This window comes from Streptococcus suis, assembly GCF_029616525.1.
In the GTDB taxonomy this organism is placed as follows: domain Bacteria; phylum Bacillota; class Bacilli; order Lactobacillales; family Streptococcaceae; genus Streptococcus; species Streptococcus suis_AF.
The window spans coordinates 1-22,584 of the sequence record NZ_JANFME010000015.1; the positions used below are offsets into that span (position 1 = coordinate 1).

A 22,584-nucleotide genomic window follows, 5' to 3' on the forward strand; every position below is an offset into this window, starting at 1 on the left:
CGATGACTAACATCAGTAACTCGTCAACCACAAAGCCCTCACTAAGATTATACACCTAGTGAGGGCTTTGTGTTCGTTTTCATTATTCTGTGGGTGAGGGCGGAGCCTTCATGGATGTCTTTCCCACTCCCTTTCATTTTCTTAGGTAGACGATAAGTAGTATAAAAAGAGTTTGTACTGGTAAACTGTACAAACTCTTTCTATATAAAACGGAAGTAAATCGCTGCTTATCGTCAATATCCTATCCTAGCAGGCTAACTACAATTGGAATGACGACTACAAAGAGGATGGTGGAAGTTGTGACTACATTTGTCGCATACTGTACGTCACCTTTACCTTCATTGGCCAAAATGGGTAAGACAGCCAGTCCAGGAACTGCAGCCTGTACCATGAAAGTATTGTATTCAATACGAGGCAACTGACTTCCCCACAAGGCTAAAATGAGATACATTAAAATAGGGGATAGGAGGAAACGTCCTATGAGTGCTAGTACTGTGTCTCTATCAAAGCGAATAGAGGATAGACCTGCTTTCGATAGGACGATACCGATATAAATAAGAGAAAGTGGGGTTACAATATTACCAATATAGCTGAGAGTACTGTCTACAAAGGTAGGGACAGGAATCTTAAAGAACAAAAAGAACAAGGAGATGAGAAAGCCAACAAGAGGAGCTGGCAGTAACTTTCTCCAATTGAAGTTTCCTTTTTGTTTATCTTCGGGATTTTTAGCATCTTGTGCGATTAACAAAGCACCAAATGCCCAAGTAGAAATGGTATTGGTAATATAATACACTAAGAAATAGGAAATCGAGTTGTCGCCAAAGAGGGCGATATTCAAAGGAAGTCCGATAAATATGGTGTTGGCATTGGCAAACATATTGAGCAGGACTCCCCGTCGTCCTGCAGGAACCTTAAAAATCTTGATGACAAGGTATCCAGCCAGATAGGCTAGAATAACTCCGCCAAATGTGAAGAGTAGACCTGGAGCTACTTCTATCAGCTTATCCAAGGTCAGATATTTTAAAACGGAGATAAAGATAGATGCTGGAAGTGCTACGTTCATGACGAGACGAGAAATATTTGCTCCAAATTCCTTACCGAACCACCCCTTTTCATTGAGATAGAAGCCAAGGGCTATGATAAAGATAATAGGGAAAATATTTTCAATTGAAGTGAGAATCTGTACCATTTTTACCCCTAGATTAATATTTTGGATACCATTTAAGATTTTGTACAGCTTCTTCCATATCTCCTTCGACTTGTGCTAAACCTTGTTCTTGAGCTTTTTTGGCAACAGCGTTTGCTACGTTGATAGAGAATTCAGTCAAGCGAGAAACAGGAGGAAGCACTGGAGCTCCGGGCTTGCCATTATCTACCAAACCACTGAGTGAGCGTGCTGCAGCGCCAATCATTTGGTCGGTCAATAGTTTTGCCTTAGAAGCCATGACACCAAGACCAAGACCTGGATAGATTAAAGCATTATTGGCTTGACCAATTTGATAGGTGACTCCATTGTAGTTGATGTCATCTGACGGGATACCGGTTGCCACAAAGGCCTTTCCGTCTGACCACTTAATTAAGTCCTCAGCAGTTGCCTCGGCCAGCTTAGTCGGATTGCTGAGAGGGAAAATAATAGGATGCTCGGTAAACTTACACATGTCCTCAACAATTTCTTGAGTAAAGGTATTTGGTTGTGTCGAAGTCCCTACTAAGATAGTTGGTTTGACAGTCTTGACAACAGCAGTGAGGTTTGTGAGTTCCTCACTATTTTCAAATTCAGAGCGTTTGCGAGCAAATGGTCGTTGCTCCGGAGTCAAATCATCCATGTCATCGAATAACAGACCTTGTTTATCAACCATATAGAAACGGTCGTAGGCCTCTTCTTCTGATAAACCTTCGTTGATCATTTCAAGGAGGACACGGTGGGCAATGCCAGCACCAGCAGTACCTCCACCAAAGCAGAGGTAACGTTGATCGGTTAATGATTCACCAGAAATATCAAGTGCTCCGTAGATACCTGCTAAGGTAATAATCCCTGTACCTTGAATATCGTCGTTAAACGTAGGGATTTTGTCTTTGTATTTATTTAAGATATTTGCTGCATTACCGCGACCGAAATCTTCCCAATGCAAATAGAGGTCAGGGAAGAGCTCCAAAGCAGTTTCAACAAATTGATCAATAAAGCTATAGTAGGCCTCTCCACGAATGCGCTCATGTCGATTGCCAAGATAGAATGGATGTTCCAAAAGCTCAGGGCGATTGGTACCAGCATCAATGACAACTGGAAGAACACTAGTAGGATCGATTCCTGCAGCAGCAGTATAAATCATCAATTTGCCGATGGCAATGTCAACACCTTGTGTGCCCCAATCGCCAATACCTAGAATTCCTTCTGCGTCAGTGACAACAATCAGACGGACTTTACGGTCTCCTGCAGCATTTTTTAAACTATCTCGAATATCATCAGGATGTTCAACAGACAAAAAGGCTGCATATTGAGGGTCTACAAAGAGATCACTGTATTGTTCGATGGACTCAGCAATGACAGGGTCATAAACCACTGGATTGAATTCTACAATGTGTTGGTTGAAAAGGTAGTAGAAAAGTGTTCGATTGGTATTGAAAATTTCCATCAAGAAATGTCTTTTCTCAATATTAGAATCTTTTCGTTGGTAGTGTGCATAAGCCTGTGCAGCTTGTTCTTCAATAGTTTGTACATGAGGAGGTAGTAGCCCGACTAGTCCAAGCTCCTTACGTTCTTCAAGAGAAAATGCGGTTCCTTTATTCAAAAAAGGGTCGTTTAAAATATGATGTCCGTCCATAGAGACCTCCAAATCAATAAGTTGTAGTCACTGAGTGACTGGTGAAAGTACAATCTAAGCCAATATGTATTAGCTCGATTTGCTCTCTATTATAGCATGAAACGGTATCGAAAACAATACTAAGTATCATTCAAGAGGTTACTCTGTATCATAAAAAACAGTATGATATAGGTACTATGACAGAAACAAATTATCTCCAAAAATACGTTGCTAAAAAAGTCAAACATCACAGGACCCAACAAGGATTGAGCCAAGAAAAATTGTCTGAGAAAGCTGGTTTGGGACTCAAGTATGTCAATAATATTGAAAATAAAAATTATAATCTCAGATTGAAGACTTTGGAAAAAGTGATTGAGGCTTTAGGGATGACCCCAGAGGAGTTTTTTGATTTCTCTAGCCTGGAGGGTAAAACTGAGCCAGATACAAAATTGAGTATCCGACGATTGACAATGAAGCTAAAACAATTACCGAAGGAAAAGCAGGAATCCTTTTTAATGGTTTTTGAAACGATTTTGGATAATTTGGATTAAATAGAATAGATAGTATAAAAGGAATTGAATTCTATATGAGGAGGATTCAATTTTTTTTGTTCCTTATTAGGAAATAGATGGTATACTTGTTTATCAAGATAGCACTCTATTTTAAAGAAGAGGGTAAAGATTATTTTGATATTGGTATGGCCCCTTTGTCGAATGTAGGAACTCGTGACCATTCATTTTGGCAAGAAAAAGTGGGGTACCTCATTTATCAGTTTACGAGTCGCTTTTATTCCTTTAGTGGCCTAAGGAAATATAAAGAAAAGTTTAGACCGGACTGGGAAGCGAAATACATTTCCTATCCACGGTCGACATGGTTAGTTTTTACTATGCTGGTGCTGTTACAGATTGATAATAGGAAGGTAAAGCCGAAGTAGGCTGAGAATGAAATGGTATAGTAGTAAGCCAACTCAATAGATTTCGGCTTCCTGTCACAAATGATTTACAGTTCAGATGGTAGGGGATTGGCTCTAACTCAGGAGTTAGGGCTTTTCTTTTGCCAAAAATGTGATATAATAAGTCAGTATGCTTATTCAAGCACAAAAGAGGAATCCTATGACAAAAGAACAAGAATTTTTAAAAGAATTTGAGGCTTGGGTCAACACTCAGGTCATGGTAAACGAGATGGCGGTTGAAGAAAGTCGTCGTGTCTTGGAAGAAGACAAGGATGAGCGTGCAGCGGATGCATATATTCGTTATGAGAGCAAGCTGGATGCCTATCGATTCATTCAAGGGAAATTTGCTAACTACCATGCTGGTAAAGGTTTTCATGATTTACCAGATGAGTTGTTTGGTCAAAGGCATTATTAATCAGACGGGAGAGATGAAAAATGGGAAAAAAGAAAGTAAATCGTAAAAAAGTTTTGAAAAAACAATTAGCAGACTTGAAACGTGCAGGCCGTGTAGGTCTTGAAAGAGCTGCAGAGGTAGTAGAGACAGTTGCTCACAAGGCTGAGGCTGTAGTAGAGCATGCTGTGGAACAAGTGAAAGAAGTTGTAGCAGAAGTGACTTTTTCAGCGACTTCATTGGAAGACTTTTTGGCGCTTCCTGAGTTGGAAGGCATTGCGGCAGCACGTTTGGAAACCTTCTACGAAGCAGGTATTCAATCTGTGTCTGATTTTGCAAACTATACCGAGAAAGAGCTATTGGCACTTAAAGGTATCGGGCCTGCAACTATCAAGCAGTTGAAAGAAAAAGGGATTGAGTTGAAAGCTTAAATCCCTTGCTTTTCAAGGTACAATTTGTTACAATAAAGCCATTCAGAGGTGTTTTGAGCCCCATTTGTCACAGGAAGCGGTGGTACTGAGAAATCCGCACAAATGTCAAAACTGGTTGCTGATGATGTGAATCGAATAAGCAAAGTGCAGATAATCTATCTGAACAAGGGTGGTACCGCGGAATAACTTCGTCCCTGTCTAGCAAGTCTAGGCGGGGATTTTCATTTGGAAAGGAGAAATATGCTACATCATGTTGAAATTTACGTTTCTGACTTGGAAACTTCGCGTGCATTTTACGACTTTCTCCTGACCAAGCTGGGCTACTCGCTCTATCAGGAGTGGGAGGAAGGGCTATCTTACAAAAAAGCAGAGCAGTACCTGGTCTTTGTCCAAACGCCACAGGATTTCCTAGAGGTAGGTTATCACCGTTGCCGCACTGGTCTCAATCATCTAGCCTTTCATGCGGGAACACCTGATGATGTTGACCAATGGCGGAAGGAATTTTTGACCAGACGAGTCAAACTTCTCTACGACGACCGCTATCCCCACGCAGGAGGACCAGACCACTATGCCCTCTATTTAGAAGATCCAGATGGGATTAAGATTGAGTTGGTGGGGGAGGGAGTATGAATCTAATTATTATTGGAGCACAAGCTTCTGGCAAGATGACCATTGGGCAGGAAGTTGCGAAATTGACAGGGATGACCCTTTTTCATAATCACGATTCGATTGATTTTAGCCTACGTTTTATTCCTGAATTTTCTGAGGATATGTTTGACCTCAATACACGTATTACATTTGCTGTTTATGATGTGTTTGCTAGGTCAGGCCGCCCACTAATTGGAACTGCCTTGATTAATTTTAAAAATCTCATAGAGGTTCAATTCCTTACAACTGTTCAGACGATTTTTCATCATCATGGTCAGGAAATTTTATTTGTTGAGTTGGAGACTGCTTTGGAAGAACGTCTGCGGCGTAATCGGACAGAAAATCGACTTACCCATAAACCTTTGAAACGACACATTGAAGTTTCAGAGGCTGAGATTCTCTCTACAGCTGGTACATGTCAATATACCTCATTAGGCATTCCAGAGGGCATTCAGCATTATCTCAAAATTAATAATACTCATCTTTCTGTCAATGACGTAGCTCAACTGATTATCCAAAAAATGGAGGAGCTTGGGGAAGAACAAACGAAATAGTCAGCCCAAAGGACTGACTATTTCTAGGAGATTATATGAAAAAGAATTGGGCTATTTCTAGCTTGAGGATAGTATAAGCCAATTTTCTTAAAAAATACTAAAGGAGAAAAATAAATGTCAAAAGAATTATCACCAAAATACAATCCAGTCGAGGTTGAGGCTGGTCGTTACCAAACTTGGTTGGACCAAGATGTCTTTAAGCCGTCAGGCGATACGGAAGCCAAGCCTTATTCTATCGTCATTCCGCCGCCAAACGTAACAGGTAAGTTGCACTTGGGACACGCTTGGGATACCACCCTTCAAGATATCATTATCCGTCAAAAACGCATGCAGGGCTTTGACACCCTCTGGCTTCCAGGTATGGACCACGCGGGGATTGCCACACAGGCTAAGGTTGAGGAACGCTTGCGGGAGCAAGGCGTGACCCGTTATGATCTCGGTCGTGAAAAATTCCTCGATAAAGTCTGGGAATGGAAGGATGAGTACGCAGCGACCATTCGTGAGCAATGGGGCAAGTTGGGTCTATCTTTGGACTACCAACGTGACCGCTTTACGCTGGACGAAGGCTTGTCAAAAGCTGTTCGCAAGGTCTTTGTAGAACTCTACAAAAAAGGCTGGATCTACCGTGGCGAATTTATCATCAACTGGGACCCAGCAGCTCGCACAGCCCTTTCTGACATCGAGGTTATTCACAAGGACGTCGAAGGTGCCTTCTACCACATGAATTATATGTTGGAAGATGGTTCACGTGCCCTTCAAGTTGCGACAACCCGTCCTGAAACCATGTTCGGTGACGTTGCGGTTGCGGTTAATCCAGAAGACCCACGTTACAAGGACTTGATTGGCAAAAACGTTATCCTGCCAATCGTGAACAAACCTATCCCAATCATTGCGGATGAACACGCAGACCCAGAATTTGGTACGGGGGTTGTGAAAATCACACCTGCCCACGATCCGAATGACTTCCTTGTCGGTCAACGCCACAATCTGCCACAAGTCAATGTTATGAACGACGACGGTACCATGAACGAGTTGGCAGGTGAATTTGCAGGTATGGACCGCTTTGAAGCTCGTAAGGCAACGGTTGCTAAGTTGCAAGAACTTGGAGCTCTTGTGGAAATCGAAAACCGTGTGCATTCCGTTGGACACTCTGAGCGTACAGGTGTGGTAGTCGAGCCACGTTTGTCAACTCAATGGTTTGTTAAAATGGACCAATTGGCTAAGAATGCCATTGCCAACCAAGACACAGCTGATAAGGTAGAATTTTACCCACCACGTTTCAACGATACCTTCCTACAATGGATGGAAAATGTACACGATTGGGTTATCTCGCGTCAGCTTTGGTGGGGTCATCAGATTCCAGCATGGTATAACGAATCTGGCGAAATGTACGTCGGAGAAGAGGCTCCAGCAGGTGACGGATGGGTACAGGATGAGGATGTCCTAGATACCTGGTTCAGCTCTGCCCTTTGGCCATTCTCAACCATGGGCTGGCCTGACGAAAACGCGGCGGACTTCCAGCGTTACTTCCCAACCTCAACCTTGGTAACGGGCTACGACATCATCTTTTTCTGGGTGTCACGCATGATTTTCCAATCGCTTGAGTTCACCGGCCGTCAGCCATTCAAGAACGTGCTGATCCACGGTTTGATCCGTGACGAAGAAGGGCGCAAGATGTCTAAGTCGCTCGGAAACGGGATTGACCCCATGGATGTCATCGAGAAATACGGTGCGGACGCTTTGCGTTGGTTCTTGTCAAACGGCTCTGCCCCTGGTCAGGATGTCCGCTTCTCTTATGAGAAGATGGACGCTTCTTGGAACTTCATCAACAAGATTTGGAACATTTCCCGCTACATCCTCATGAACAATGAAGGCTTGACCTTGGATGCGGCGCGTGAGAATGTAGCGAAAGTTGCAGCTAGCGAGGCTGGCAATGTGACGGACCGCTGGATTCTCCACAACCTCAACGAAACCATTGCCAAGGTCACTGAAAACTTCGACAAGTTCGAGTTTGGTGTGGCTGGTCACATCCTCTACAACTTCATCTGGGAAGAGTTCGCCAACTGGTATGTGGAGCTGACCAAGGAGGTGCTTTACAGCGACAATGAGGCCGAGAAAGTCATGACTCGCTCTGTCCTTCTCTACACGCTGGACCAAATCCTTCGCCTCCTCCACCCAATCATGCCGTTTGTGACGGAAGAAATCTTCGCCCAGTACGCAGAGGGCTCTATCGTGGTGGCGGCTTACCCTGTTGTCAACCCAGCCTTTGAAAACGCTGAAGCTCACAAGGGAGTGGAAAGCCTCAAGGACTTGATCCGTTCGGTGCGAAATAGCAGAGCAGAGGTCAATGTTGCGCCATCTAAGCCGATTACCATTTTGATTAAGACGGCAGATAGCGAGCTTGAAACCTTCTTCAAGGCAAATGAAAACTACATCCGCCGCTTTACCAATCCAGAACAGTTGGAAATCAGCTCAAGCATTGCTGCACCAGAACTAGCCATGTCAGCCGTTATCACCGGTGCTGAAATCTTCTTACCACTAGCCGACCTCCTCAACGTAGAAGAAGAGTTGGCTCGTCTAGACAAAGAGCTTGCCAAATGGCAAAAAGAACTAGACATGGTCGGCAAAAAACTCAGCAACGAACGCTTCATCGCCAACGCCAAACCAGAAGTCGTTGAAAAAGAAAAAGAAAAACAAGCCGACTACCAAGCAAAATACGATGCGACAGTAGGACGGATTGAAGAGATGAAGAAACTGGTCTAGTGGTCTAAAACCACTTGATACTTCGTCAACTCACCTTGCCGTACTCAAGTACTGTCTGCGGTGTCGTTTCCTAGTCTCAAGCTGATTTTAGCCACACTAGATTAAACAAATGCCCAGCCTTAAAAGGCTGGGTTTTGTGGTATAATAAGGCTAGAAATTCAAACAGGAGGAGTCTATGCAACCAACCTACAATATTGATAATCCCAATCTTTCCTACGAAGCCAAGCAAGAACTCTGGGAAACGGGTTTTGGTCTTCAAAAAGTGGATGGGCTGACTCCGTCTGTTTATATGGAGGAGTTGGCGGATAGGCAAGCTCGTGGAGAGTACACCTATGAGCAGGTGTATCAGGAAATTACGAAATACCACCAGTCAACTGACGCCAGTACGCAAGAGGCAGATATTGTCTCTCTCCGAATTGTTGAAATGCTCTCCCAAAATGGCTTTAGCTTGCGACCAACTATTCTCTTACATATCCACAAAGAGCTCTTTCAAGGTGTTTTTGGCAGCAGTATTCCAGTTGGTGAGTATCGAACGGTTAACATTACAAAAAATGAACCAGTCTTAAAGGGGGATACTGTGATTTATTCAGATTTTCCTTTGATTGTTGCCACTTTGGATTATGATTTTCAGCAAGAAAGAGATTTTTCTTATGCTGGATTAGATAAAAAAGCCATTGTTGCCCATATCCAATCCTTTATCTCAGGCATCTGGCAAATACATCCATTCCGAGAAGGAAACACGCGAACAATCACCGTATTTCTCATCAAATACCTTCGCTCACTTGGTTTCGATATTGATAACGAGCCTTTTCAAAAACATGCAAAATATTTCCGAGATGCCCTTGTGCTTGACAATGCTAAGTTAGTCAATAAACGGTCGGATTTTTTAACTGCCTTCTTTGAAAATCTCCTCTTGAATGGTCAGAATGATTTATCAAGTGAGAGGATGTATGAGGAGTTGGGAGTAAAAGTGGAATGATGTAATAAAGTATTTTCAGAAAGATTTATTTTCAAATTTCTAGAGATAGATTGACTACTGATAATTGAATTTTATACTGGTACTTTTGAAATCCCCAATTAGATTCAAGTTATTTATTGCAAAAAACGAACACAGGAAAATATCATGTCCAACAACAACTTATTCCAAGACCATCTTCTTCACTCTTTGCAATATGGTTTTATTGATAGAGAGATTTTTCAAGAAGGAGTCTATTCGCCTAAAATTTTAATTAATGATACAGAAACTCATCGTTATGTATTAAATGATATTCAAGAAGAGTTAAGTAAAGCTAAATCATTTGCTTTCAGTGTGGCTTTTATTACTCAGTCTGGACTCGCCCTAATTAAAAGTCAATTATCAGATTTGGCAGATGAGGGAGTTCAGGGGAGAATTTTGATTTCTCCCTATCTAGATTTTAACGATCCCATAGCGATGAAGGAATTGCTTAAACTGAAAAATGTCCAAGTACGGATAACACCAGTCAATTTGCAAATGCATGCAAAATTTTATCTGTTTGAGCAAAAAGATAAACAAGTTATCATTTCTGGTAGTTCCAATTTAACTCATACGGCTTTGAAAATTAACTATGAGTGGAATGTGAAATTGACTTCAACACATAACGGTGATTTTATCCAGAATGCAAAAGAAGAGTTTGAACGTATTTGGAAAAAATCAATCGTTTTAGATATAGAAGCAATCAATGCTTATTCGGCACGTCGAAAGACGGTGATACAAACAGCGACGATTCAGGACGAGTCAATAGCATCTTACCAAGAAACCATTCGTCCCAACAAGATGCAAGAGCAGGCTTTGGAAGGCCTCGCAACTGTTAGGGAAAATGGTGCTCACAAAGCTCTGGTCATTAGTGCAACCGGAACAGGTAAAACCTATCTTTCTGCCTTTGATGTCAAACAATATAATCCAGATAGAATGTTGTTTATTGTCCATCGAGAACAAATTCTTCAAAAATCATTAAAAGACTTTCAAAAGGTGTTAGGATTTGAGGATGATGAGGGCTGTATTTATAAGAGTGGGATGGATATATCACAGAAGAGGTATATCTTTGCGACCATTCAGACCATTTCGAGAGCAGATAACCTTCAAGCTTTTGAGCCAACTTTCTTTAACTATATTTTGATTGATGAGGTTCATAAAGCTGGTGCAGACTCCTATAAAAAAGTGATGAATTATTTTCAGCCAGATTTTTATTTAGGGATGACAGCAACACCTGAGCGAACAGATGGACAAAATATTTATGAGCTTTTTGACTATAATATTGCTTATGAAATTCGCTTGCAAGAGGCACTTGATAATGATATGCTCTGTCCATTTATATACTACGGTGTTTCAGACATTAAGATTGATGGCCAGTTAATTGATGAAAAAGCCACTTTTTCAAATTTAGTTTCTGAACAACGTGTCAATCATATTTTAGAAAAAATTGCTTACTACGGAGTAAGTGGTGAGGCGGTAAAAGGATTGATTTTCTGTTCGTCTGTTAAAGAGGCGAAGGAATTAGAAAGTCAATTTAATAATAGAGGACTCCGTACACGCGCTCTTTCAGGGGAACATAGCCAAGAGGAACGACAGAGAGTTGTTCAAGACTTAGAAAATGGCCACTTAGACTATATTCTGACGGTTGATATTTTTAATGAGGGAATTGATATTCCGAGTGTCAATCAGGTTGTCATGCTTCGCAATACCCAATCGAGTATCATTTTTATTCAACAATTAGGTCGAGGTTTGCGAAAGCACGATTCGAAAGAATATGTTACCATAATTGATTTTATTGGAAACTATCAAAACAACTATCTAATTCCAGTTGCACTCTTTGGCGATCAGTCTATGAACAAAGACAATTATCGTCGTGAAGTCAGAGAGCCAAATATTTTAAGAGGACTAACGACAATCAACTTTGAGAAGATTGCCAAAGAACAAATTTTTTCTTCCATCACAAATACGACACTCTCATCAATTAAAATTTTACGAGATGCTTTTAAAGACTTAGAGAATAAGTTGGGTAGAGTTCCGTATCTATCAGATTTCGTAAAATTCAATAGCATTGATCCACTTGTCTTTTTTGAAAATTCCAGTTTTCAAAATTATGGAGATGTCATCAATAAGTTTTCAGAAGAAACAATCCTTCTATCAGAAGTTGAAAAGCGATTTTTGAATTTTATTACATTTGAAATCTTGAATGGCAAACGAAAACATGAACTGTATTTGTTGAACTTGCTTGTCGAAAATGAGGGACTAGTTTCGTCAGATAAATGGTTTGAATGCATTATTAAGCATGATTTGGATTTTAGAACAGAAGTTTTAGAATCTGTTACAAGGGTATTAAATCTATCCTTTTTAAAAGCCCAGGAGCAAAAGAAATATGGTGACGAATCTCTCGTTTCTTTTGAAGGTGATGTATATAGTTTGAATAAAACAGTCTATCAATCGCTGATGAAAAACAATAAATTTGCTAGACTATTTTTTGATGTTATCGAAACTGGTATTTTAAAATCAAAAGAGTATCCTGAAATTTTCACACTGGGTCAGAAATACTCTCGACGTGACGTGCTTAAATTAATGAATGTCGCAAAAGATGAACCACCTTTAAATATTGGTGGATACAAAATTGATAAGGACACTAATTCTTGTCCGATTTTCATCACTTACCATAAAAGTGAAGACATTAGTGATACCATAAAGTACGAGGACGAACTTCTGAATGAGTCAACTTTGAAGTGGTTTTCAAAGAACAAACGTACATTAGATTCTAATGATGTATCGACTATTATTCATTCTAATAAAAATGGATTGAGGCTAGAACTTTTTGTCATTAAAGATGATTCAGAAGGTGGAGAATTTTATTATCTTGGTCCACTAAAATACGTTGAAAATAGTGCAAGTGAAGTAATGAAAAATGGAGATTCAGTTGTCCAAATGTTATTTAAGTTGGATTCACCAGTGGAGACAAACTTGTATAAGTACTTGACAGATAAATAAAAAATAGAGATTCGCTGGAATCTCTATTTTTGTTGCAAACATTTGACGGCAGGAATATCTACTGGAGCCCATTCTAATGTCTCTAAATCTTCGATGGGGAGCCATTTAGAATCTTGGTGTTCTAATAAAGTTAAATCACCCGTGACTAATTTTGAACGGTAAGTTTTCATTGTAACAATACCGAAGTCATATTCATAAGATGCTTCATTGAGAAAGGAGATTATTTCGATTTCAGAATCAAATTCCTCTTTAATTTCGCGAACTAAGGCTTCCTCTGGTGTCTCGCCTGCTTCAAGTTTTCCTCCTGGAAATTCCCAATAGCCCCCTAGGCTCTTTCCTTCAGGACGCTGGGCACAAAAGATTTTTCCATCTTTTTCGATTGCCGCTGCTACAACATTAATGATTTTTTTTGACAAGATTTGACCTCCACAATAAACTCTTTAACAGATTTTGTTATACTTTGTATATATATTACTTTAAAGGATTCAAAATGTCTAGACAAATTGCACACCTCCCCTCCCTCATCCCTTTCGGTTTCATCCTCTCCAACAATCGCTACACCTACCGTGAGGTCTTCATGGAGGGGCAGTTTGAGGCGGTGGTGGAAGTCGATGAGGCTGGTCAGCTGTCGTCCTATGTTTGGGATTGTGAGATGGAGGAGGTCTATACTGCCCATCTGGTGACTGCGCCAGCTGGGGCTTTTGTGGGGCAGGTGCGTGAGGCTTACCAGACCATTTTGGCTCGGATAGAGGAAGCCTGCTGTATCGTTCTGCCATTTACCAAAGACCAAAGCAACCGCCTAGCCCAGCTCATCAAGGAGCAGTGGGGGGACCTGCCTGACTATCCCTTTGCCAAGTTGCCGACCTATGGGGCTTTTCGCCATCCTTCTAATAATAAGTGGTATGCCCTGGTCAGTCAGATTCCGAGGGACAAGCTGGATGGGAGCGGTTCCCAAGAAGAGGTGGAGATTGTCAATCTCAAGGTTGACGGTCGGGAAATAGCAGAGCTGCTGAGTCAGTCAGGCATCTTCCCTGCCTACCATATGTCAAAGAAGAGCTGGGTATCAGTCTTACTCGATGATACGGTGGAGGACCAGACGGTGTTTGCCCTCCTTGAGAAAAGTCGTTATTTGGTGGGACCGAAATCCTACAAGGCAGAGCAAGGGCCTGATTACTGGGTTATTCCAGCCAATCCCAAGGTCTATGATATCGATAGCGAATTTGCGGAAAATAAGGTAGTCTATTGGCCACAAAAATCAACTATTCAAGCCGGGGACATCGTAGCCATCTATGTTACAGCGCCGGTACAGGCCATTCGTTATGTTTGTCGTGTCTTAGGAGCAAACTTGGAAAATCATGGAGAATCAGATATTCCGACAGAAAAGAAACTCATGCAGGTGGAATTGCTTGCTCAGTTTTTCGATGATGTTTTGCCGAGAGCGCGCATGATGGACTTGGGAGTCAAGGCGGTGCGTGGTCCTAGACGCTTGACAGAGGGCGTGATAGAAGTGCTATCAGCTGAAGTCAAACTCCTCTATTAAATTATCAGAATATTTAATAAAAAGACTTTACAAGTGGGTAAAAAAGAGTATAATAAGGTGTATAAATTTACGAGGAGGTAAGGTATGAAGAAAAGCTTCATTCATCAGCAAGAGGAGATTTCTTTCGTCAAAAATACATTCACTCAGTATTTGAAAGACAAGCTAGAAATCGTAGAAGTGCAAGGACCGATTTTGAGTCGTGTCGGGGATGGTATGCAGGATAATTTGTCCGGTGTGGAGAATGCGGTTACTGTTAATGTGAAGTTAATTCCAGATGCGACTTATGAAGTGGTTCACTCACTTGCTAAGTGGAAGCGCCATACCTTGGCTCGATTCGGTTTTAATGAGGGAGAAGGGCTCTTTGTTCACATGAAGGCTCTTCGTCCTGACGAGGATTCCTTGGATCCCATTCACTCGGTGTATGTGGATCAGTGGGATTGGGAAAAGGTCATCCCTGATGGTCGTCGGAATTTAGCTTACTTGAAAGAAACAGTGGAGCAGATTTACAAGGCTATCCGTCTGACCGAATTGGCAGTGGAGGCGCGTTATGATATTGAGTCTGTTTTGCCTAAGAAAATCACCTTTATCCACACGGAGGATTTGGTGAAGAACTTCCCAGACTTGACACCAAAAGAGCGTGAGAATGTGGTTGCCAAAGAATACGGTGCGGTCTTCCTAATTGGTATCGGCGGTGAACTGGCAGATGGTAAACCACATGACGGACGTGCACCAGACTATGATGACTGGACAAGCCCATCAGAAGCAGGCTACAAGGGTCTCAATGGGGACATCTTGGTTTGGAACGAAGCACTTGGTTCAGCCTTTGAGTTGTCCTCAATGGGGATTCGTGTGGATGAAGAAGCGCTTAAGCGCCAGGTTGCTATCACAGGCGACGAGGACCGTTTGGAATTTGATTGGCATCGTGCCCTTTTGAATGGTCTCTTCCCGCTTTCAATCGGTGGCGGTATCGGTCAATCCCGTTTGGCCATGTTCTTGCTTCGTAAGAAACATATCGGTGAAGTGCAATCTAGTGTTTGGCCACAAGAAGTGCGTGATAATTTTGAGAATATTTTATAAGAGATTGGTTTTCAATCTCTTTTCTACTGTTTTCAATCTGAGGTCTGAAAACATTTACAACAAGATTATCTGTGATTTTTGCGCCAATCTATGATATACTTTTTTAGTTAAATTAAAATATACAGAGGATATTATGACAAAACTTAGAGAAGACATCCGTAACGTTGCTATTATTGCCCACGTTGACCACGGAAAAACAACCCTCGTTGATGAATTATTGAAACAATCCCAAACCCTTGATGAGCGTACGCAATTGGATGAGCGTGCCATGGACTCAAATGACATCGAAAAAGAGCGTGGTATCACAATCCTGGCTAAAAACACTGCCGTAGCTTACAACGGTACACGTATCAACATCATGGACACACCGGGACACGCGGACTTCGGTGGTGAGGTTGAGCGTATCATGAAAATGGTTGACGGTGTTGTCCTTGTCGTAGATGCTTACGAAGGGACCATGCCACAGACTCGTTTCGTATTGAAAAAAGCCCTTGAACAAAACTTGACACCAATCGTCGTTGTCAACAAAATCGACAAGCCATCTGCTCGTCCAGAAGAAGTTGTTGATGAGGTGCTTGAACTCTTCATCGAACTCGGTGCAGATGATGACCAGTTGGAATTCCCTGTTGTTTACGCGTCAGCTATCAACGGTACTTCATCTTTGTCTGACAATCCAGCAGACCAAGAGGAAACAATGGCACCAATTTTCGATACCATTATCGAGCATATTCCAGCGCCAGTGGATAACTCAGATGAGCCTTTGCAGTTCCAAGTATCCCTTTTGGACTATAATGACTTTGTAGGTCGAATCGGTATCGGTCGTGTCTTCCGTGGAACTGTTAAAGTTGGTGACCAAGTTACCCTTTCTAAACTAGACGGTACAACGAAAAACTTCCGCGTTACAAAACTCTTCGGTTTCTTTGGACTTGAGCGTAAAGAAATCCAAGAAGCAAAAGCAGGTGACTTGATTGCTGTTTCTGGTATGGAAGACATCTTTGTTGGTGAAACTGTAACACCAACTGATGCGGTTGAGCCACTTCCAGTTCTTCGTATCGATGAGCCAACTCTTCAAATGACTTTCTTGGTCAACAACTCACCATTTGCAGGTCGTGAAGGTAAGTGGGTAACTTCTCGTAAAATCGAAGAGCGTCTTTTGGCAGAGTTGCAGACAGACGTTTCTCTCCGTGTAGAAGCTACAGACTCGCCAGACAAATGGACTGTTTCAGGTCGTGGTGAATTGCACTTGTCTATCTTGATTGAAACTATGCGTCGTGAAGGCTACGAGCTTCAAGTATCACGTCCAGAAGTTATCATCAAGGAAATCGACGGCGTGAAGATGGAGCCATTCGAGCGCGTGCAAATCGATACTCCAGAAGAATACCAAGGTTCTGTTATCCAATCTCTCTCAGAGCGTAAGGGTGACATGCTAGATATGGTTGCGACAGGTAATGGACAAACTCGTCTTGTTTTCCTTGTACCTGCGCGTGGTTTGATTGGATATTCAACAGAATTCCTTTCAATGACTCGTGGTTACGGTATCATGAACCATACCTTCGATCAGTATTTGCCAGTTGTTCAAGGTGAGATCGGTGGTCGTCACCGTGGTGCCCTTGTTTCTATCGACCAAGGTAAGGCAACTACTTACTCAATCATGCGTATCGAAGAGCGTGGTACAATCTTTGTCAACCCAGGTACTGAAGTGTACGAAGGAATGATTATCGGTGAAAACTCACGTGAAAATGACTTGACCGTTAACATCACGACTGCTAAACAAATGACCAACGTTCGTTCAGCTACCAAAGACCAAACGTCTGTAATTAAGACACCACGTATCTTGACTCTTGAAGAATCACTAGAATTCTTGAACGATGATGAATACATGGAAGTAACGCCAGAATCTATCCGTCTTCGTAAGCAAATCTTGAACAAGGCAGAGCGTGATAAGGCTGCGAAGAAGAAAAAATTAGCGACTGAGGAATAATTTCTAGGAGAAGAAGCATGTTTTATTTAATCCTCGCCATCATGTTAGTACTTTTTTATATTTTTATTGCACCTCGCAATATTAAGGGGACTATGAATTTGATTGCGGCAGTATTTTTACTGGTAGCATTAGCGATTGCCTTGGTACTTGGATTTTTAAGAATCATGCAATTTTCAAAGGAAATTTGGGTTGGTCTACTAATGATTCTGATTGGTTTTTGGGCGATGCGGGATATTTATTATCTCGATAAAGAACCGAAAGACAGGCAGAGGAGAACAGAGCAACCTGGTCCTTATAGATATAGATGAAATTAACCGACGCTTTGCGTCGGTTTTTCTGTCCTCTGGCTTGAAAAAGGTCTTCGTAAAGGGTAAAATAAGGTGTTAGAAAGTAAAGGTATTTGAGATGAAGATGATTGATATTGTAAAAAATAAGAAAGTGTTAGTGCTAGGTTTAGCTAAATCAGGGGAATCTGCAGCCCGTCTACTAGATAAATTGGGTGCTATCGTCACTGTTAACGATGGAAAGCCTTTTGAAGAAAATCCGACTGCTCAATCTTTGTTGGAAGATGGTATCCGTGTAATTTGCGGGAGCCATCCCTTGGAATTATTGGATGAAGATTTCGCTTTGATGGTAAAAAATCCAGGAATTCGCTATGATAATCCTATGGTTGAAAAAGCAATTGGCAAAGGAATTCCAGTATGGACAGAGGTTGAATTGGCCTACTTGGTATCAGATGCTCCAATCGTGGGGATTACAGGTTCGAACGGCAAGACAACGACAACGACCATGATTGCGGAAGTCTTGAATGCTGGAAATAAACCTGCAAAATTATGTGGAAATATTGGTTACCCAGCATCTTCGGTCGCTCAAACTGCGACTGCAGAGGATACCTTGGTCATGGAATTATCGTCTTTCCAGTTAATGGGAACAGAATCTTTCCGTCCGCATATCGCCGTTGTGACCAATCTCATTGCCAGTCATATTGATTATCATGGGACTTTTGAAGACTATGTAGCAGCCAAATGGATGATTCAGCGTCAGATGACGGCTGAGGATTTTGTGGTGCTCAACTTCAACCAGAAAGAAGCTAAGGAATTGGCTGGACAGACCAAGGCAACGGTTGTTCCATTTTCAACACAGGAAGTGGTTGATGGAGCTTACTTGGCAGATGGAAAACTCTATTTCAAGGGTGAATACATCATGGATGCTGACCAAATTGGTGTTCCAGGTTCACACAATGTTGAAAATGCCTTGGCAACAATTGTGGTTGCAAAATTGTTGGGAGTAGATCACCAAGCGATTCAGGAAAGTTTGTCTGCCTTTGGAGGTGTCAAACACCGCTTGCAATTTGTAGGTGAAATCAACGGTGTTTCCTTCTACAATGATAGTAAGTCTACCAATATCTTGGCGACTCAAAAAGCTCTTTCAGGGTTTGACAATAGCAAGGTCATTTTGATTGCAGGTGGCTTGGACCGTGGCAATGAATTTGATGAATTAGTCCCAGATTTGGTCGGACTAAAGAAAATGGTGATCCTTGGTCAATCAGCTCCCCGTGTTCAACGCGCAGCAGATAAGGCAGAAGTGGAAACGATAGAAGCTCTCGATATTGAGGATGCGACTAGAAAAGCCTTTGCCATTGCGGAAAAAGGAGATATTGTCCTTTTAAGTCCAGCCAATGCAAGCTGGGATATGTATGCCAATTTTGAAGTGCGTGGCGACGTCTTCTTACAGACCTTTGAGGAGTTGAAATGATCATGAAAAAAATTGTTTTTACAGGCGGAGGGACTGTTGGGCACGTGACGCTTAATCTCCTCTTGATTCCGCGATTTTTGGAAGAAGGCTGGGAAGTCCACTATATTGGTGATGGGAACGGTATTGAGCATGAGCAGGTTGTGAAATCAGGTTTAGATGTCCATTTTCATTCTATTTCGACTGGGAAATTGCGCCGTTATTTCTCTTTCCAAAATATGTTGGACGTGTTTAAAGTCGGTTTCGGTGTACTTCAATCCTTGGCCATTATTGCTAAAATTCGTCCGCAAGCTCTTTTTTCAAAAGGTGGGTTTGTATCGGTTCCGCCAGTTATTGCAGCTAAATTCTTGCGAGTTCCGGTCTTTATCCATGAATCAGACTTAACAATGGGACTGGCAAATAAAATAGCCTATAAATTTGCGACAACCATGTATAGTACTTTTGAGCAACCTGCCAGCTTGACTAAAGTAAAACATGTTGGTGCGGTTACAAAAGTGGGGCAAACGAATGACAAAGTTACACCAATCCAGTTGCCAGAAATTCTCAGTCACTTCGATAAAAGTCTACCGACCCTACTGTTTGTAGGTGGTTCGGGCGGTGCTAAGGTCTTTAATGATTTAATCAGTCAGAATAGTGCTGCTCTGACCGAACGATTCAATATTATCAACTTGACAGGGGATAGTAGTCTCAACCAATTAGATAAAAACCTATATAGAGTTGACTATGTGACAGAACTTTATCAACCGTTGATGGATTTAGCGGATGTCGTTATTACCCGTGGTGGTTCCAATACTCTGTTTGAGTTGATTGCCATGCAACAACTCCATTTGATTGTGCCTCTAGGACGACAGGCCAGTCGAGGGGATCAGATTGAAAATGCGCAATATGCAGAGAAAAAGGGATATTCTAAGCAGATTGATGAAAGTCAATTGACATTTGCCAGCTTGTTAGTAGAAGTCGATGAGCTATTGAAACATAAGGAATTTTATGTCCAAAACATGGCAAATTCTAATGAAATTCAGTCAGTAGATAGTTTTTACAATTTGCTTAGAGAAGATATGGGAAGGTAGGTTCTATGACGGAAAAAGATTCAAATGTAGAAGAATCAGTGCTAGAAGTGGAACAGGCATCCCAAGTAGAATTGGATTCAGAGCAAATTTCACCAGCAGAGAAAGAATCTGTAGTAGCCGAAGAAAAAGGACTTTCTACGGATGTAGACATACCTGATATGACTGCTCCGGATGATGAAAAAAGTGCCTTTTTCGAACAATGGAAAGCACGCCACCAAGCCTACCTTGCTCATAAAGATGACGCAGATATTCAGGCAGTTGACGAGGGGCAGACAGAACAGAAGATCCCAGAAGCTAAAAAGAGTAAAAGGGGCCTTTTTCAGGGAATAAACAGAAGACAAGAGAGTCTGGAATCCAAGAAAGAAACAGAGAAAAAGGTCCAGTCTTTAAAAGTTGATATTCCTTCCAAGGTAGTCTGGAAAGCTATTCCGGTTCTTGTGACGAGTTTGTTACTGGCAGCTCTAGCCTTGTATTTTATTTCTCCAACCAGCAAGAAAAAACAAATAGAGGTCGTTGGAAATGAGCGACTAACTGCTGAACAGGTGGAAAATTATAGCCTTATCTCTCCGGATGATTACAATGTAACTATAGCTTTGCACGCAGATGCTTACGCAAAGAATATTAAGAAGAATAGTTCGTCTGTAGAGACAGCAACAATCAAGTTCCAGTTTCCAGCTACCTTTACGATTCAAATTAAAGAATACGCTATCATAGGCTACATTCAGCAACAAAGTCAGTGGTATCCAGTACTGGCAAGTGGAGAGGTTGGTGGAGAGCCGATTTCACAAGATTCCATGCCAGAAGGCTACACAACGATAAATTTATCCGACAAGGAATTAATCAAGGAACTGGCCATTGAATTGGGTAAAATAGATACAGGAATTCGTTCTGCTATTCAGACAATAAATTTAACACCAAGTAAAGTGACCGCGGATTTGCTGACACTCAATATGGCAGATGGAAACACGGTTTTAGTTCCATTGAGTGAGATTAGCCAGAAGTTGCCTTACTATACAAAAATAGCGGCAGAAGTGACAGTTCCAACGACAATTGATATGGAAGTTGGTATTTATAGATATGCAAGCTGAAATAGATAATTTTGTAAAGAAAAAGTAATAAAAAAATCCTTTAAAAACACCATAATTCGATATAATATGGTATAATGAATGATGACTAATTATACTATTTTTCAAAATGGAAGATGATTTGTTAAAGTTGGAAGTAAGAGAGGACTGATAGAATGGCTAGAAACGGCTTTTTTACGGGATTAGATATTGGTACAAGCTCCGTTAAAGTCTTGGTTGCAGAATATATTGATAACGAAATGAATGTGATTGGGGTCAGCAATGTAAAAAGTGCTGGCGTCAAAGATGGAATCATTGTAAATATTGAGGTGGCTGCTGGAGCGATTAAAAAAGCGATCGAGCAGGCAGAAGAAAAGTCAGGTATCCGCATTGAAAAGGTAAATGTTGGATTACCTGCCAACCTTCTTCAGATTGAACCGACTCAAGGGATGATTCCTGTTACAACAGATTCACAAGAAATTACAGACTTAGATGTTGAGAATGTTGTAAAATCAGCATTGACAAAGAGTATGACTCCGGAACGCGAAGTGATTTCATTTATTCCAGAAGAGTTCACTGTCGATGGATTCCAAGGCATTAAGGACCCTCGTGGAATGATGGGAATTCGCTTGGAAATGCGTGGTATGCTGTACACAGGACCACGTACCATTCTTCACAATCTTCGTAAAACGGTGGAGCGTGCAGGTGTCCAAGTTGAAAATATTGTAATTTCTCCGTTGGCACTAACTCGCTCTGTATTGAATGAAGGTGAACGTGAGTTTGGTGCGACTGTCATTGATCTTGGTGGCGGTCAAACGACTGTGGCTGTTATGCGTGGCCAAGAGTTGCAATATACAAACATCTACCAAGAAGGTGGAGATTATATCACAAACGATATTTCAAAAGTATTGACAACTTCAAAGAGTATTGCTGAAAACTTGAAATACAACTACGGCATTGCCTATCCGCAAGATGCAAGTGATAAGGAAAAATTCACTGTCGAAGTGATTGGAGAAAACGCTCCAGTTGAAGTGACCGAGCGCTACCTTTCAGAAGTGATAGCGGCACGTCTGCGTCAGATTTTTGACCGTGTGAAACAAGATTTGGAGCGTACACGTGCTCTAGATTTACCAGGAGGCATTGTTCTTGTAGGTGGTGGTGCTATCTTACCAGGAATTACAGAATTGGCCCAAGAAGTGTTTGGTGTTAACACTAAACTTTTTGTTCCAAATCAAATTGGTATCCGCAATCCTGCATTTGCAAGTGTGATTAGCTTTGTGGAGTATGTTGGTGAGTTGGAAGATGTTGAAAATATTGCCCAACATGCAGTAAATGGTGAAACTACCTTGAGACATAAGCCAGTTGAAATTCCTGTTGCTCGTCCTCGGATTAGTCAGCCAATTCAAAGAGAAATCGTGAACGAATTGAACACAGTTGATCAGGTAGAGGAACAAGTTGCTCCTACTTACCATGATGAGGAAGAAGAAGTTCGTCCAGCTGCTAAGGGAAACATCACAGATCGCATTCGTGGTTTGTTTGGCAGCATGTTTGAATAAGAGAAAA

General features: G+C 41.6%; 19 protein-coding genes and 1 pseudogene. 17 read left to right on the plus strand and 3 right to left on the minus strand.

Going from position 1 to position 22,584, the window contains the following annotated elements; genetic code table 11:
* Positions 1–241: 241 nt before the first annotated feature.
* Together NOL38_RS07005 and NOL38_RS07010 are read right to left on the minus strand one after the other, a co-directional pair.
* On the minus strand, positions 242–1,189 hold the full coding sequence (locus NOL38_RS07005) for an AEC family transporter (protein ID WP_044688160.1): 948 nt from the start codon (positions 1,187–1,189) through the stop codon (positions 242–244).
* Positions 1,190–1,202: 13 nt separating this feature from the next.
* Positions 1,203–2,822, minus strand: a complete 1,620-nt coding sequence (locus NOL38_RS07010; RefSeq protein WP_277941774.1) for a malolactic enzyme — start codon at positions 2,820–2,822, stop codon at positions 1,203–1,205.
* A gap of 176 nt (positions 2,823–2,998) precedes the next feature.
* Between NOL38_RS07010 and relB the strand changes: the two genes are divergently transcribed.
* From relB to NOL38_RS07055, 9 genes and pseudogenes are all read left to right on the plus strand, one after another.
* Complete coding sequence (gene relB, locus NOL38_RS07015) at positions 2,999–3,352, plus strand: type II toxin-antitoxin system RelB family anti-toxin (protein ID WP_277941775.1); 354 nt, start codon at positions 2,999–3,001, stop codon at positions 3,350–3,352.
* Positions 3,353–3,429: 77 nt separating this feature from the next.
* A pseudogene (locus NOL38_RS07020) lies at positions 3,430–3,735 on the plus strand (phosphatidylglycerol lysyltransferase domain-containing protein); the annotation flags it as partial.
* Positions 3,736–3,913: 178 nt separating this feature from the next.
* A complete protein-coding gene (locus NOL38_RS07025; protein WP_002943432.1) occupies positions 3,914–4,168 on the plus strand; it encodes a DUF1912 family protein in 255 nt (84 codons plus the stop codon).
* A gap of 20 nt (positions 4,169–4,188) precedes the next feature.
* On the plus strand, positions 4,189–4,575 hold the full coding sequence (locus tag NOL38_RS07030) for a helix-hairpin-helix domain-containing protein (RefSeq protein WP_277941777.1): 387 nt from the start codon (positions 4,189–4,191) through the stop codon (positions 4,573–4,575).
* Positions 4,576–4,815: 240 nt separating this feature from the next.
* Positions 4,816–5,205: a VOC family protein gene (locus NOL38_RS07035; RefSeq protein WP_277941778.1), complete on the plus strand. Its 390-nt coding sequence runs from the start codon at positions 4,816–4,818 to the stop codon at positions 5,203–5,205.
* Positions 5,202–5,777 (plus strand): DEAD/DEAH box helicase family protein, encoded by a 576-nt coding sequence (locus NOL38_RS07040; RefSeq protein ID WP_277941779.1) that lies wholly within the window; start codon positions 5,202–5,204, stop codon positions 5,775–5,777. The genes NOL38_RS07035 and NOL38_RS07040 overlap by 4 nt, the downstream gene beginning before the upstream one ends.
* Positions 5,778–5,891: 114 nt before the next feature.
* Positions 5,892–8,540, plus strand: a complete 2,649-nt coding sequence (locus NOL38_RS07045) for a valine--tRNA ligase (RefSeq protein WP_277941780.1) — start codon at positions 5,892–5,894, stop codon at positions 8,538–8,540.
* 175 nt (positions 8,541–8,715) lie between these two features.
* Positions 8,716–9,519, plus strand: a complete 804-nt coding sequence (locus NOL38_RS07050; RefSeq protein WP_277941781.1) for a Fic family protein — start codon at positions 8,716–8,718, stop codon at positions 9,517–9,519.
* 144 nt (positions 9,520–9,663) lie between these two features.
* Entirely contained in the window at positions 9,664–12,537 is a 2,874-nt protein-coding gene (locus tag NOL38_RS07055; RefSeq protein WP_277941782.1) for a DUF3427 domain-containing protein, read from the plus strand.
* Between the two features lie 23 nt (positions 12,538–12,560).
* On the opposite strand, the gene NOL38_RS07060 is transcribed toward NOL38_RS07055, so the two are convergent.
* On the minus strand, positions 12,561–12,953 hold the full coding sequence (locus tag NOL38_RS07060; protein ID WP_172018481.1) for a (deoxy)nucleoside triphosphate pyrophosphohydrolase: 393 nt from the start codon (positions 12,951–12,953) through the stop codon (positions 12,561–12,563).
* Between the two features lie 74 nt (positions 12,954–13,027).
* On the opposite strand from NOL38_RS07060, the gene NOL38_RS07065 reads away from it, so the two are divergent.
* The 8 genes from NOL38_RS07065 to ftsA all read left to right on the plus strand — a co-directional run bounded on the left by NOL38_RS07065 (position 13,028) and on the right by ftsA (position 22,577).
* Complete coding sequence (locus NOL38_RS07065) at positions 13,028–14,077, plus strand: MmcQ/YjbR family DNA-binding protein (RefSeq protein WP_277941783.1); 1,050 nt, start codon at positions 13,028–13,030, stop codon at positions 14,075–14,077.
* 84 nt (positions 14,078–14,161) lie between these two features.
* Positions 14,162–15,154, plus strand: a complete 993-nt coding sequence (gene asnA, locus NOL38_RS07070) for an aspartate--ammonia ligase (RefSeq protein ID WP_014637558.1) — start codon at positions 14,162–14,164, stop codon at positions 15,152–15,154.
* A gap of 133 nt (positions 15,155–15,287) precedes the next feature.
* Positions 15,288–17,135, plus strand: coding sequence for a translational GTPase TypA (typA, locus tag NOL38_RS07075; RefSeq protein WP_024418625.1), 1,848 nt, complete (start codon positions 15,288–15,290; stop codon positions 17,133–17,135).
* A 17-nt stretch (positions 17,136–17,152) separates the two neighbouring features.
* Positions 17,153–17,443: a DUF3165 family protein gene (locus NOL38_RS07080; RefSeq protein WP_024389428.1), complete on the plus strand. Its 291-nt coding sequence runs from the start codon at positions 17,153–17,155 to the stop codon at positions 17,441–17,443.
* A gap of 97 nt (positions 17,444–17,540) precedes the next feature.
* The gene (murD, locus tag NOL38_RS07085) at positions 17,541–18,890 is read left to right on the plus strand and encodes a UDP-N-acetylmuramoyl-L-alanine--D-glutamate ligase (protein WP_277941784.1); all 1,350 of its coding nucleotides are present in this window, start codon (positions 17,541–17,543) and stop codon (positions 18,888–18,890) included.
* Positions 18,891–18,892: 2 nt separating this feature from the next.
* Positions 18,893–19,957, plus strand: a complete 1,065-nt coding sequence (locus NOL38_RS07090; protein WP_277941785.1) for a UDP-N-acetylglucosamine--N-acetylmuramyl-(pentapeptide) pyrophosphoryl-undecaprenol N-acetylglucosamine transferase — start codon at positions 18,893–18,895, stop codon at positions 19,955–19,957.
* Between the two features lie 5 nt (positions 19,958–19,962).
* Positions 19,963–21,045: a cell division protein FtsQ/DivIB gene (locus NOL38_RS07095; protein ID WP_277941786.1), complete on the plus strand. Its 1,083-nt coding sequence runs from the start codon at positions 19,963–19,965 to the stop codon at positions 21,043–21,045.
* Positions 21,046–21,197: 152 nt separating this feature from the next.
* Positions 21,198–22,577, plus strand: coding sequence for a cell division protein FtsA (gene ftsA / locus NOL38_RS07100; RefSeq protein ID WP_024395232.1), 1,380 nt, complete (start codon positions 21,198–21,200; stop codon positions 22,575–22,577).
* The last annotated feature ends 7 nt before the right edge of the window (positions 22,578–22,584 follow it).

Bases quoted from the DNA above. Each gene is read 5' to 3' on its own strand.
- murD (WP_277941784.1), top strand. From the start codon at position 17,541: ATGAAGATGATTGATATTGTAAAAAATAAGAAAGTGTTAGTGCTAGGT.
- NOL38_RS07005 (WP_044688160.1), bottom strand. From the start codon at position 1,189: ATGGTACAGATTCTCACTTCAATTGAAAATATTTTCCCTATTATCTTT.
- NOL38_RS07090 (WP_277941785.1), top strand. From the start codon at position 18,893: ATGAAAAAAATTGTTTTTACAGGCGGAGGGACTGTTGGGCACGTGACG.
- NOL38_RS07055 (WP_277941782.1), top strand. From the start codon at position 9,664: ATGTCCAACAACAACTTATTCCAAGACCATCTTCTTCACTCTTTGCAA.
- NOL38_RS07040 (WP_277941779.1), top strand. From the start codon at position 5,202: ATGAATCTAATTATTATTGGAGCACAAGCTTCTGGCAAGATGACCATT.
- NOL38_RS07050 (WP_277941781.1), top strand. From the start codon at position 8,716: ATGCAACCAACCTACAATATTGATAATCCCAATCTTTCCTACGAAGCC.
- typA (WP_024418625.1), top strand. From the start codon at position 15,288: ATGACAAAACTTAGAGAAGACATCCGTAACGTTGCTATTATTGCCCAC.
- NOL38_RS07035 (WP_277941778.1), top strand. From the start codon at position 4,816: ATGCTACATCATGTTGAAATTTACGTTTCTGACTTGGAAACTTCGCGT.
- ftsA (WP_024395232.1), top strand. From the start codon at position 21,198: ATGGCTAGAAACGGCTTTTTTACGGGATTAGATATTGGTACAAGCTCC.
- NOL38_RS07045 (WP_277941780.1), top strand. From the start codon at position 5,892: ATGTCAAAAGAATTATCACCAAAATACAATCCAGTCGAGGTTGAGGCT.
- NOL38_RS07095 (WP_277941786.1), top strand. From the start codon at position 19,963: ATGACGGAAAAAGATTCAAATGTAGAAGAATCAGTGCTAGAAGTGGAA.
- relB (WP_277941775.1), top strand. From the start codon at position 2,999: ATGACAGAAACAAATTATCTCCAAAAATACGTTGCTAAAAAAGTCAAA.
- NOL38_RS07025 (WP_002943432.1), top strand. From the start codon at position 3,914: ATGACAAAAGAACAAGAATTTTTAAAAGAATTTGAGGCTTGGGTCAAC.
- NOL38_RS07080 (WP_024389428.1), top strand. From the start codon at position 17,153: ATGTTTTATTTAATCCTCGCCATCATGTTAGTACTTTTTTATATTTTT.
- asnA (WP_014637558.1), top strand. From the start codon at position 14,162: ATGAAGAAAAGCTTCATTCATCAGCAAGAGGAGATTTCTTTCGTCAAA.
- NOL38_RS07010 (WP_277941774.1), bottom strand. From the start codon at position 2,822: ATGGACGGACATCATATTTTAAACGACCCTTTTTTGAATAAAGGAACC.
- NOL38_RS07030 (WP_277941777.1), top strand. From the start codon at position 4,189: ATGGGAAAAAAGAAAGTAAATCGTAAAAAAGTTTTGAAAAAACAATTA.
- NOL38_RS07065 (WP_277941783.1), top strand. From the start codon at position 13,028: ATGTCTAGACAAATTGCACACCTCCCCTCCCTCATCCCTTTCGGTTTC.